This is a genomic window from Stenotrophomonas sp. TWI1409, assembly GCF_039673015.1.
In the GTDB taxonomy this organism is placed as follows: Bacteria; Pseudomonadota; Gammaproteobacteria; order Xanthomonadales; family Xanthomonadaceae; genus Stenotrophomonas; species Stenotrophomonas maltophilia_A.
In genome coordinates, this window is the sequence record NZ_JBDJKU010000096.1 from 1 (window position 1) to 11,420 (window position 11,420).

General features: G+C 68.2%; 9 protein-coding genes. 8 read left to right on the forward strand and 1 reads right to left on the reverse strand.

The features are described 5' to 3' along the window. Positions 1-307 precede the first annotated feature (307 nt). The 4 genes from ABE423_RS19395 (at position 308) to ubiM (ending at position 3,735) form a co-directional block, all read left to right on the forward strand. Positions 308-1,471 (forward strand): hypothetical protein, encoded by a 1,164-nt coding sequence (locus ABE423_RS19395; RefSeq protein WP_032128359.1) that lies wholly within the window; start codon positions 308-310, stop codon positions 1,469-1,471. A gap of 58 nt (positions 1,472-1,529) precedes the next feature. Beyond that, positions 1,530-2,075 carry a DUF4019 domain-containing protein gene (locus ABE423_RS19400; RefSeq protein ID WP_032128358.1) on the forward strand — a complete coding sequence of 182 codons (546 nt, stop codon included), beginning with the start codon at positions 1,530-1,532 and terminating at the stop codon, positions 2,073-2,075. An 11-nt stretch (positions 2,076-2,086) separates the two neighbouring features. After that, positions 2,087-2,476 (forward strand): MAPEG family protein, encoded by a 390-nt coding sequence (locus ABE423_RS19405; RefSeq protein WP_032128357.1) that lies wholly within the window; start codon positions 2,087-2,089, stop codon positions 2,474-2,476. An 80-nt stretch (positions 2,477-2,556) separates the two neighbouring features. Next, on the forward strand, positions 2,557-3,735 hold the full coding sequence (gene ubiM / locus ABE423_RS19410; RefSeq protein ID WP_071228464.1) for a 5-demethoxyubiquinol-8 5-hydroxylase UbiM: 1,179 nt from the start codon (positions 2,557-2,559) through the stop codon (positions 3,733-3,735). Between the two features lie 25 nt (positions 3,736-3,760). Here the strand turns inward: ubiM and ABE423_RS19415 are convergent, their stop codons facing one another. Then, positions 3,761-3,982 (reverse strand): RNA-binding S4 domain-containing protein, encoded by a 222-nt coding sequence (locus ABE423_RS19415; RefSeq protein ID WP_012479588.1) that lies wholly within the window; start codon positions 3,980-3,982, stop codon positions 3,761-3,763. A 265-nt stretch (positions 3,983-4,247) separates the two neighbouring features. On the opposite strand from ABE423_RS19415, the gene ABE423_RS19420 reads away from it, so the two are divergent. The 4 genes from ABE423_RS19420 (at position 4,248) to ABE423_RS19435 (ending at position 11,376) form a co-directional block, all read left to right on the forward strand. Further along, positions 4,248-6,194: a DEAD/DEAH box helicase gene (locus ABE423_RS19420; protein ID WP_032128355.1), complete on the forward strand. Its 1,947-nt coding sequence runs from the start codon at positions 4,248-4,250 to the stop codon at positions 6,192-6,194. 227 nt (positions 6,195-6,421) lie between these two features. Next, on the forward strand, positions 6,422-8,845 hold the full coding sequence (locus tag ABE423_RS19425) for an EAL domain-containing protein (RefSeq protein ID WP_049424576.1): 2,424 nt from the start codon (positions 6,422-6,424) through the stop codon (positions 8,843-8,845). Positions 8,846-8,954: 109 nt separating this feature from the next. After that, positions 8,955-10,619 carry a sensor domain-containing diguanylate cyclase gene (locus tag ABE423_RS19430; protein WP_125893802.1) on the forward strand — a complete coding sequence of 555 codons (1,665 nt, stop codon included), beginning with the start codon at positions 8,955-8,957 and terminating at the stop codon, positions 10,617-10,619. 34 nt (positions 10,620-10,653) lie between these two features. Next, positions 10,654-11,376 carry a pseudouridine synthase gene (locus ABE423_RS19435; RefSeq protein ID WP_032128352.1) on the forward strand — a complete coding sequence of 241 codons (723 nt, stop codon included), beginning with the start codon at positions 10,654-10,656 and terminating at the stop codon, positions 11,374-11,376. The last annotated feature ends 44 nt before the right edge of the window (positions 11,377-11,420 follow it).

Sequence of the window (11,420 nt, forward strand, 5' to 3'; positions counted from 1 at the left end):
CTGGCCGTCCGGGGGTTGGCGGGGCGGTGTGGGCTGTCAGCCCACGCCGTAACCCCGCCCTTGGGGGCTCTTTGGCGCCATCCATGGCGCCAACGGTCCTGTCAGCCCACACCGCCCCACCTCTGACAGTTGGTCGCTGCAGTTGGTGGGTGCCGACCGTTGGTCGGCACGCTTTTGCTGTTGGTAGGTGTCGACCTTGGTCGACACGCTTTTTCCCAAGGGTCAGAAGGGGTTCAGTGCCACGCGCTGAATGCGCGGCCTGGACGGGTAGACTGTGCCTCTTGCTCCCATGAATCCCGGTTGCCCGATGTCCGCCAAATTCCGCTGGTTGCCCCTGTTGTGCCTGGCCCTGGCGGGCTGCAGTCAGTTGGAGAATCCGGGCAATGTGACCGCTGCCGACAAGGCGGCGCGGGCGCCGGCCAGTGATGGCGAGAACATGGTGTCGATCAATGCGGCTGACGCACCGCCACCGCCGGCGCCGCCGCGCAGCCGGGCGGATCGGCCTTGGCCGCAGGCGCAGTTGGAGAATGGCCGCGCCTGGGTCAGCTGCAGTACCGAGTACGCCGGTGAGGCGGGCGATGGCGTCGAGCTGGAGGGCCTGCAGCGCGAGCAGATTGCCCAGGCCCTGGCGCCGTGTGCCGAGCGTGGCCTGATGCGGGTGCGTTACGCCGGCAAGATCAATCCGGGCTTCGCCGAAATGATGTGGCGACTTGCCGTGGTCGCCGATGAACAGAAGATCCACAAGCGCATCCTCGATCTGGACTCCAGCGGCGGTCAGGTGGAATCGGCGATCGTCGCCGGTGACAGCATCGGTGAATCGGGCTGGACCATCTGGGTGCGCGAAGGCTCGATCTGCCACAGCGCCTGCGTGTTCGTGCTGGCCGCTGGTGACAACCGGCTGCTGTCGGGAAAGGTCGGCATCCACCGCATGATGCGCATCAGTTCCAAGGCGACCTCGCGCGCCGAGCTCAACCGCGAGCTGCACGAGGTCTACGACAACGTAAAGGACTACCTGCAGCGCAACGGCGTGGCGGTGGGCGTGGCCGATCTGATGATGACGGTGCCCAACCGCAGCCTGCGCCTGCTGACGCCGGACGAACTACGCCAGTACGGTCTGGATGGCACCAACGCGGTGCAGGACGATCTGGAACGGATCAAGCAGATGCGCGCCTGCGGCGATGACTTCGTGCAGCGCAAGGATGCGTTCCTGATCGCCTTCGACCAGCAGTGCAAGCGCGAAGGCGCCGACATGGAATCGATCAACAGCTGCGGCCAGGCACTGAAGCAGCGCTTCGGTTTCCCGGATGCGGTGTGCCCGGAAGAAAGCCCGCTGTCGGAAATCGATGTGGCAACGTTGCCGCCGGCACCGTCGGAGCCGCCGCCGGTGGCCGAACAGGCGCCAGCAGACACCGGCACGCCTGCCGCGCAGGCCGATGCCGCAGCGGTGGAAGGCAGCGCCCACGCGCGCTGACGAACAGCTCACCGCGCTGGCGTAGACTGCGGTTCTTTCCCGAGAACCGGCGGTGTCCATGAAGCGCGTGCTCCTGCTGCTGTCCCTGCTGCCCCTGACCGCATTGGCGCAGGCACCCGCGCCGGCCACGCCTGCACCGGCACCCGCGCGCCCCGCACCGGCATCGCCGGCGGCTGCGAAACCGGCCACGGCCGGCGCTCCGGCGTTGACTGCCGCGCAGCAGGCGCAGGTGCAGAAGCAGGATGCGGAAATGGGCGCGGCCGCAGTGAAGGCGGCGCAGCTGGTCGATGCCAACCGCGCAGGCGAGTTGTGGGATGGCGCTTCGGCCGTCGCGCGCCGTGCAGTACCGAAGGCCGCCTTCGTCAGCCAGTTGACTGCCGAGCGCACGCGCCTGGGCGCGCTGGCCGGGCGTGGCCAGCCGACCATCACCCGGGTCAAGTACAGCGCCGGTGCCGCGGTGCCGGAGGGGCTGTACATCAACGTCAGCTTCCCGACCCGTTTCGCCAACAGCGCGCAGCCGGTACGCGAGCTGGTCTCGTTTCGTTTCGACGAGGACCAGGTGTGGCGCCTGGCCGGTTACAGCCTGCGTGCGTCGGCACCCTGAGGAGATGATCGATGGCAACTGAACTGACGATGCTGGCCTGGTCGGTGCTGCTGGGCTTTGTCTACATCTTCGCTACCTCCACCGTGGTCACCCGCGAGCGCGGGATGAAGTGGAATGCCTCGGCGCGTGATGGCGAAGCCAGGCCACTCAGCCCGCTGGCCGGGCGCCTGCAGCGTGCGCAGGCCAACTTCCTGGAGACGTTCCCGTTCTTCGCTGCCGCCGCCATCGCAGTGGTCGTGGCCGGGCGCGGCAACGACACCACGGCGCTGGCGGCGCAGGCCTACTTCTGGGCGCGCGTGGTCTACCTGCCGCTGTATGCCGCGGGCGTGCCCTACGTGCGCAGCCTGGTCTGGGCAGTGTCGCTGCTGTCGATCCTGGCGCTGGTGTTCGCGTTGTTGTGATCCCGGCCTGATCCAGATCAAGGCCGGTCAGGTGCGCGGCGCTATGCTGGCGCGGACTGAATCAACGGCAGGAGGCGCGCATGCGCAGGATGGACGTGGTGGTGGTCGGCGCCGGACCGGCGGGGCTGTGTTTCGCGCGTGCGCTGGCCGGTAGCGGCCTGCAGGTCGGGCTGGTCGAAGTTCAACCGCGCCAGGCCCTTGCCGAGGCCGCCTTCGATGGCCGTGAGATCGCGCTGACCCATGCCTCGCGGCAGAGCATGGAGCAGCTGGGGCTGTGGCAGCGCCTGCCGCAGGCCGAAGTCGCTGAACTGCGCGATGCCAAGGTGATGAACGGCGGCTCGCCGTTCGCGCTGACCTTCGCCAGCAGCCAGGTGGACGGTCAGCCGCTGGGTTGGCTGGTGCCCAACCATCTGATCCGCCGCGCTGCATGGGATGCCGTGCAGGGGCAGGACGGCCTGGAGCTGTTCGACGGGCGCAAGGTGCTGGGCGTGCAGGCCGATGCGCAGGGCCACGTGGTCAAGCTCGATGACGGCAGCCAACTTCATGCGCGCCTGCTGGTCGCCGCTGACAGCCGCTTCTCCGCAACCCGCCGCATGCTCGGCATCGGCGCGCAGATGCGCGACTTCGGCAAGTCGATGCTGGTGTGCCGCATGCAGGTTGAGCGTGATCATCACCACACTGCCTGGGAATGGTTCGGCTACGGCCGCACGATGGCGTTGCTGCCGCTCAACGAAGGCCAGGCATCAGCAGTGATCACGCTGCCACCGCGGCAGATTGAAGAACTGCTGGCGATGGACGAGGTGGCCTTCGGTGAGGCCATCGGTGCCTGCTTCGAACACCGTCTTGGCCGCATGCAGCCAGTGGCCACGCCGCAGGCGTATCCGCTGGTGGGTGTGTACGCGCACCGTTTCGTCGGCGAGCGTTCGGCGCTGATTGGCGATGCCGCCGTCGGCATGCATCCGGTCACCGCACATGGCTTCAATCTGGGCCTGGCCAGTGCGCAGCGGCTGGCGCAGGGCATCGTCGAACAGCAGCGTCGCGGTGCCGACATCGCCGCCGCCGGCATGCTGGCCAGCTACCAGCGCGGTCATCGGCTGGCATCGAGGCCGCTGTACGAGGCCACCAACGCGATCGCCAGCCTGTATACCGACGATCGCCGCCCGGCGCGGCTGCTGCGCGCGGCCGGCCTGCGCCTGGCGCAGGGCGTTGCGCCGTTCAGGCAGCTGATCGCCTCGCACCTGACCCAGCGCGTGGCCTGAACCGGTTCAGATCAGCCCGTTCAGATCAGCCGGCGGCCAGCACGCGGATCTGGCTGTCGGCGAATTCAACCACCTGGCCTGCGCGGATCTTGCAGGCCTTGCGCAGTTCGACCTCGCCGTCGACCCGCACCTGGCCGTCGCTGATGACCATCTTGGCCTCGCCGCCGCTGGTGACCAGGTCGGCCAGCTTGAGCAGCTGCTTGAGTTCGACGTAGTCACCGTCGAGGTCGAATTCGAGAATCTGCATGGAGCGGGGTTCCTGGGGAAGGGCGCAGCAGCGGCCGGGCCGGTGAAGAGGGCGCGTATTGTGCGCCAGCTTGGGGCATGACGGTACGCGCACGGCAAGCTGTACGCCTTGTTCAGGATCAATGCGGTATGATTCCGCTCTGAGCGAGTGAAATCTCCTCCAACCGAGCAGCGCCAGGGCACGCGATAAGAAGGGCGCCCAAAGCGCGGACCATCACCTTTTTTATCGCACTGCCAGGAAGACGGCAGTGTCTTCGGAGTTCCCCATGTCCCAAGATTCCCAAGCGCCGCTGCAGTTTGCGCAGCTCGGCCTGTCCGAGCCCGTGATGCAGGCGGTCACCGCCATCGGCTACGAAACCCCGTCGCCGATCCAGGCCGCCACCATCCCGGCGATGCTGGAAGGCCGCGACGTGCTGGGCCAGGCCCAGACCGGCACCGGCAAGACCGCAGCGTTCGCGCTGCCGGTACTGTCCAACATCGACCTGCAGCAGATCAAGCCGCAGGCCCTGATCCTGGCACCGACCCGCGAACTGGCCATCCAGGTTGCCGAGGCGTTCCAGTCCTATTCGTCGAAGATCCCGGGCTTCCGCGTGCTGCCGGTGTACGGCGGCCAGCCGTACGGCCAGCAGCTGTCGGCCCTGCGCCGCGGCGTGCACATCGTGGTCGGTACCCCCGGCCGCGTGATCGACCACCTGGACCGCAGCACCCTGGACCTGTCAGAGCTGAAGACGCTGGTGCTGGACGAAGCCGATGAAATGCTGCGCATGGGCTTCATCGACGACGTCGAAGCCGTGCTGAAGAAGCTGCCGGAGCAGCGCCAGGTGGCCCTGTTCTCGGCCACCATGCCGCCGCAGATCCGCCGCATCGCGCAGACCTACCTGCAGGACCCGGTGGAAGTGACCATCGCGGCCAAGACCACCACCTCGGCCAACATCCGCCAGCGTTACTGGTGGGTGAGCGGCATGCACAAGCTGGACGCGCTGACCCGCATCCTGGAAGTCGAGCCGTTCGACGCGATGATCATCTTCGCGCGCACCAAGGCCGGCACCGAAGAACTGGCCAGCAAGCTGCAGGCCCGTGGCCTGGCCGCTGCCGCCATCAACGGTGACATGCAGCAGGCCCAGCGTGAGCGCACCATCGCCATGCTGAAGGAAGGCAAGCTGGACATCCTGGTCGCCACCGACGTGGCTGCCCGCGGCCTGGACGTGGAGCGCATCAGCCACGTGCTGAACTACGACATCCCGTACGACACCGAAAGCTACGTGCACCGCATCGGCCGTACCGGTCGTGCCGGCCGCAGCGGCGAGGCGATCCTGTTCGCCACCCCGCGCGAGAAGGGCATGCTGCGCCAGATCGAGCGCGCCACCCGCCAGCCGATCGAAGAGATGCAGCTGCCGAGCGTGGAAGCGGTCAACGACACCCGCATCAACAAGTTCACCTCGCGCATCAGCGAAACCCTCGGCGCCGGTGGCCTGGACTTCTACCGCCAGCTGCTGGAGCGTTTCGAGAACGAGCAGAACGTGCCGGCCATCGAAGTGGCTGCCGCGCTGGCCAAGATGCTGCAGGGTGACACCCCGTTCCTGCTGCAGCCGCCGGTGCGTGCCCCGCGTGAAGAGCGCGCACCGCGCGAACGCTTCGACCGTGGTGACCGCCCGGAACGTGGCGATCGCTTCGACCGCAACGAGCGTGGTCCGCGCTTCGAGCGTGGCCCGCGCCGCGACGACGCCGAAGGTGGCTTCGAGCAGCGTCCGCGCCGTGAGGTTCCGCCACGTGGTGCGCCTGAGCAGGGCATGGAGACCTACCGCATTTCGGTCGGCCACCAGCACGGCGTGAAGCCGGCCAACATCGTTGGCGCCATTGCCAACGAAGCTGGCCTGGAAAGCCGCTTCATCGGCCGCATCGACATCCACGACGACTTCTCGCTGCTGGACCTGCCGGCACAGATGCCGCCGGACGTGCTGTCGCACCTGCAGAAGGTGTGGGTGTCCGGCCAGCAGCTGCAGATGCGTGCGCTGGCTCCGGGTGAAGACACCAACCCGGCCCCGCGTCCGTTCAAGCCGCGCTTCGACAAGCGTGGTCCGGGCGGCCCGGGTGGCCCGCGTCGCGGTGGCCCGGGCGGTCCGGGTGGCCACGGTGGCGACCGCGGCGGTGACCGCGACAGCCGCCCGCCGCGTCGTGACGGCTTCAAGCCGCGCGGCCCGCGCAGCTTCTAAGCCGCACCTGCGGTCCTGAACAACGCCAGCCTCCGGGTTGGCGTTGTCCGTTATGGGCCTGGAAAAGGGGACGGAGGGGATTAAGTCGTTTATGCCCGGCAGTGCGCTTATGCCGAAAACGACTTAATCCCCTCCGTCCCCTTTTCGCATGGCAAACACATTGCCGGTCATAGGCTGGGCCGGTTCCAAGGGAGGTTGTCACCGCAGCACATTCGGGGGGATCCGGGATGGGTAGAAGTGGCACGGACCAGCAGAGCCGGCGGGTGCCGATGACCCGTGGCCTGGGATTGCGCTTTGCGTTGTTGACGGGCATGGCGATCGGGTTGGTCGCGCTGTCCGCGTTGATCCAGGAACTGCAGGCGGCCTCGACGGCCTGGATTGCCGGCCAGGGCTACTGGTCGCGGGGGCAGCAGGATGCGACCGCTGCGCTGAGCCGCTACCTGGCGCGTGGCGATGCGCAGGACCTGGATGACGCGCGCCAGGCCCTGCGGATTCCGTTGGGGGATCTGCAGGCCCGGCTGGCGCTGGAACAGGCGGTACCGGACGAGGAGAAGGCCCGGCAGGGTTTCCTGCAGGGCGGCAACGCGCGCGCCGATATTCCACGCCTGGTGTTCTCGTTCCGCTACGCCCGTGACCTGGGAGCATTCCGCGAAGCCACTGCACTGTGGCGGCAGACCGATGGTGATCTGGAGGCTGTGCAGGCCCTGGTCGCCGAGCTGCAACGGAGGCATGCGGCAGGTGAACTGCCCGTGGCCGACCGCAATCGCTACCTGCAGCAGCTGCGGGATCTCGACCGCCGCCTGCAGGTGCAGGCCCAGGCGTTCTCGCAGGCGCTGCTGAGGATGGCCACCATGGTCCGGATCGCCACGCTGATGGTTGGCGGCCTGTCGGTGCTGGTGATCAGCCTGATGGCAGTGGCGCTGGCGCGTCGCGTCGGCAAGGATCTGACCGAGCACGAGAGCCGCTTCCGCGCGGCCTTCTACCAGGCCAATGTCGGCATGCTGAAGCTCGACACCGATGGCCGCGTGGTCGAGGCCAACCAGGCGATGGCGGATATCCTCGACTACCGGCGCGATGTGCTGCTGCAGATGCTGCTGGGTGACCTGCTGATGGAGGGGGAACTGGTCCTCGACGGTGTCGGCCGCATCGACTGGGACCGGCAGCTGCGGCCGAGCGAGCTGCGTTTCCGGCGGCGCGATGGCAGCCTCGTCTGGGGACGCTGGAGCGGTACCGCGGTTCGCAGCTCGGGCGGTGGATTGTCGGTGTTCGCGATCATCGAGGATGTCAGCCAGAACCATGCACTGGCGCGCGAGATCGAGCATCACGCCAGCCACGATCCGCTGACCGGCCTGATCAACCGCCGCGAGATCGAACGCCTGCTGGAACGCGCGCTGCTGCAGGTCCGGACGGACGGTGGTACGCATGCGCTGTGCTACATCAACCTGGACCACTTCAAGCTGGTCAACGACAGCTTCGGTCATGCCGCCGGCGACCAGATGCTGCGCGGTTTCGCCGACTATCTGGTGGCGGCGGTGCGTGATGGCGATTGGGTCGGCCGCCTGGGGGCCGATGAGTTCGCGGTGTTTCTCGCCCACGCCGGCCAGGATGAAGCCAAGCGGGTACTGCAGCGGGTGATCCGCAACCTGGGCCAGGCCACGTTCCCGATCAGCGAGGGCAGCCCGCAGTTGAGCTGCAGCATCGGCGTGGTCGAGGTCAGTGCCGAGGCGCCGGACGCGAACTGGTTGATGAGCGCCGCCGACAGCGCCTGCTATGCGGCCAAGCAGGCCGGTCGCAACCGTGTGCACTGCTTCAACGAGAACCGCATGGCGCTGGAGGAGCGGCGGCAGGAGGCCGAGCGTCTGCAGGGTGTCAGCCTGGCCATGGCGGAGAATCGCATGCTGCTGTACGCGCAGCGCATCGCCCGCGTGGGCGATCCGTCCTACCTGCATTACGAGGTGCTGGTGCGCATGCGTGGTACCGATGGCAGCCTGCATCTGCCCGGTCAGTTCATGCCGGCGGTGGAGCGATACGGCATGGCGGTGGCGCTGGATCGGCACGTGCTCGGGCTGTTGTTCCGCCACCTGCAGGTCTGCCCGGCACACGTGCGCCAGCTGGGCCTGTGCAACGTCAACGTTTCGGCGCAGTCGATCGCCGAGCCGGGATTCCTCGCCTTCGTCTGCGACCTGCTCGAGCGCAACCGCGCGCTGGCCTCGAAACTGTGTTTCGAGATCACCGAGACCGCGGCGATCAGCAACCTCAGCCAGGCACGCGCTTTCATCGATGCGGTCAAAGCGCGTGGCTGCCGGATGGCACTGGATGACTTCGGCTCCGGCCTGTCCTCGTTCGGCTATCTGCGCCAGCTGCCTGCGGACATCCTGAAGATCGACGGCACCTTCGTGCGTGACATGGACACCGACCCGGTCAGCCACGCCACGGTGCGGGCGATCAGCGAGCTCGGGCGGGAACTGCAGATGGAGGTGGTGGCCGAATGGGTGGAAACCGCCGAGGTGGCTGGCGCACTGACCCGGCTCGGCGTGCAGGGCCTGCAGGGCTACGCGATCGAGCGGCCGCAGCCGCTGGAACGGATGACCCTGAGTGACCTGAGGCCGGTCCGCCTGGTGGCGGTGAAGGGGCCTCCGGCCGCTGGCTGAACGGCGCACGGCGACTTTGGTCTACACATGCGTGGCGTGCCCGGCTGCGATAATGCGCGCCAGGGGCGACGCGCAGTGGGCGCGGACGTAAGCAGGAACAGGATGTGGCGTGGGCGTCAGGCAGTGGCGGTACGAAACAGGGGCGCTGCTGGTCGTCCTGCTGATGGGAGTGTTGCTTCCCGGTCTGGTGCACGCGCGCCTGGCCGAGGCCGGCCGGGATTTCCTGCTGGTTGGCGCACCGACGGACGAACCGACACCCCATCGTGGCTGTACGCCCGCGATGCTGGCCGGGCCGCGCGAGCAGGTAGAGGTACCGGCGCCGCCCGGGGGCTGGTCGGGGCAACCCCAGGCGCTGGATGTGTTCAACGTGTTCGCTGGCGAAGTCCGCGTACAGCATGGTGACCGCGAGATCTGCGGCAACATGCACGATGCGCGCACCCGTGATTCGCGCTTCCGCGCCGGCATCGGCCTGGTGGCGGTGCCAGCGGCAGGCAGCCATGAGCCGTTCCTGGTGTCGTGGCAGGCGCCGCTGAAAGCGCGCTGGGTGCCGACCTTGCGGCTGGGGGCGCCCAGTCCGGTCCAGCAGAACGATACCGCCCGCCTGCTGGTGCGCGCGGCCTGCATCGCGGTGGCGATCGCGCTGGCGCTGTCGGCATTGATGGCCTACCTGACCACCCGTGACCGCAGCTTCCTGGTCTACATCGGCGCGACGATCGTGGTGGTGGTGTGGCAGGCGGTTCTTGGCGGCTTGAGCGGCTACCCCGAACCGTGGCTGCCGGTGGGCGAGCGCGGCGCATGGTGGCTGCTGGCGCTGACCGCCGCGACCCAGGCGCTGGTACTGCCCGCTCTGTGGCGCCTCAACGGTGGGGACCGCTTGCTGCCGCGCTCGCGGCCGGCACAGCAGGCTGTGCTGTGGGGCCTGATGGGACTGGCCGCGCTGGTGCCGTGGCTGCGCTGGGACACCCTGGCGCTGGTCGCGCAGAGCCTGCAGCTGACCTTCATCCTCGGTTGCCTGTTGTCACTGGCCGCTGGCATGCGTGCCTGGTTGCGCGGTGACTGCTGGGCGTTGGCGGGCCTGGCGGCGCTGGTGCCACTGCTGGTGATGATCGCAGCCGATGCCAGCAGTGCGGGGTGGCTGCTGGAGTACCGGGTGGAAGCACTGCAGCTGTCGGTGACCTGGCTGCTGATGATGGCCGCCTATGCCATGAACCAGCGGCTGGGCCGGCTGCGCCAGCAGCGCGATGAACTGCGCCAGCTGGCCGAAACCGATGGCCTGACCGGGCTGCCCAACCGCCGGGCCGGCCTGCAGCAGCTGGCCCGTCACCTGGCACAGGTCGACCGTGAGCGCGGCCCGCTGGTGATCGGTTTTCTCGACATCGACCTGTTCAAGGACATCAACGACCGCCATGGCCACGCGGTGGGCGACCAGGTGCTGGTGGCGGTAGCGCGTGCCCTGCGCACGGCAGTCCGCAGCCAGGACGAAGTGGTGCGGATGGGCGGCGAGGAGTTCCTGCTGCTGATGCCGGGCATGCCGCGCGAGGCGGCGTCGGCACGCCTGGACCGCCTGCGCCAGCGCATCACCGAAGCCGGCCAGGCCCTGCAGGTGCCGGGCCTGGAAGTGACCGCCAGCATCGGACTGGCGCAGTGGCGGCCGGGTGAGGATGACCTGGCCGGGCTGCTGCGGCGGGCCGACCATGCCATGTACGTGGCCAAGCGGGCGGGTCGCAACCGGGTGTTCGACGGCGAAGAGCTCGATCCGCCGGCCCCGGCATGAAGCGCAGCGGGCGGCGATGCCGGATAATGGACCGATGACCACCCGACTCAACAAACATATCGCCGACACCGGCTTCTGCTCCCGCCGCGAGGCCGATCGCCTGATCGCCGCCCGCCGCGTCACCGTCAACGGCCACGCGGCCGGCACCGGTGCGGTGGTGGGCGAGGAAGACCAGGTGCTGGTCGACGGCCAGCCGCTGCGCGCGCGCGTGGCACGCAAGCCCGGCGCCCGCCGCCACGTCTACATCGCGCTGAACAAGCCGGTGGGCGTCACCTGCACCACCGAAACCTCGGTCAAGGGCAACATCGTCGACTTCGTCGGCCACGAACAGCGCATCTTCCCGGTCGGCCGCCTGGACAAGGAGTCCGAAGGCCTGATCCTGATGACCAGCAACGGCGACATCGTCAACCAGATCCTGCGTGCCGAGAACGGCCACCAGAAGGAGTACCTGGTGGCGGTGAACAAGCCGGTCACCGACGAGTTCCTGCGTGGCATGGCGCGCGGCGTGCGCATCCACGACCAGATGACGCTGCCGTGCAAGACCTCGCGCATCGCCAAGTTCGGATTCCGCATCACCCTGCAGCAGGGACTGAACCGGCAGATCCGCCTGATGGCCGCCGAGTTCGGCTATCGCGTGACCCAGCTGCGCCGCGTGCGCATCGACAACATCAAGATCGGCGCGCTGAAGCCGGGCCAGTGGCGCAACCTGACCGAGCAGGAACTGCAGGGCCTGCTGCCGAAGCAGCTGGACTGGTAACGCGCGGTAGTGCCGGCCGCTGGCCGGCTGCACCAGGCATCGAA

Coding starts and splice junctions, on each gene's coding strand:
- ubiM (WP_071228464.1), top strand. CDS start 2,557: ATGCGCAGGATGGACGTGGTGGTGGTCGGCGCCGGACCGGCGGGGCTG.
- ABE423_RS19395 (WP_032128359.1), top strand. CDS start 308: ATGTCCGCCAAATTCCGCTGGTTGCCCCTGTTGTGCCTGGCCCTGGCG.
- ABE423_RS19405 (WP_032128357.1), top strand. CDS start 2,087: ATGGCAACTGAACTGACGATGCTGGCCTGGTCGGTGCTGCTGGGCTTT.
- ABE423_RS19425 (WP_049424576.1), top strand. CDS start 6,422: ATGGGTAGAAGTGGCACGGACCAGCAGAGCCGGCGGGTGCCGATGACC.
- ABE423_RS19400 (WP_032128358.1), top strand. CDS start 1,530: ATGAAGCGCGTGCTCCTGCTGCTGTCCCTGCTGCCCCTGACCGCATTG.
- ABE423_RS19435 (WP_032128352.1), top strand. CDS start 10,654: ATGACCACCCGACTCAACAAACATATCGCCGACACCGGCTTCTGCTCC.
- ABE423_RS19415 (WP_012479588.1), bottom strand. CDS start 3,982: ATGCAGATTCTCGAATTCGACCTCGACGGTGACTACGTCGAACTCAAG.
- ABE423_RS19420 (WP_032128355.1), top strand. CDS start 4,248: ATGTCCCAAGATTCCCAAGCGCCGCTGCAGTTTGCGCAGCTCGGCCTG.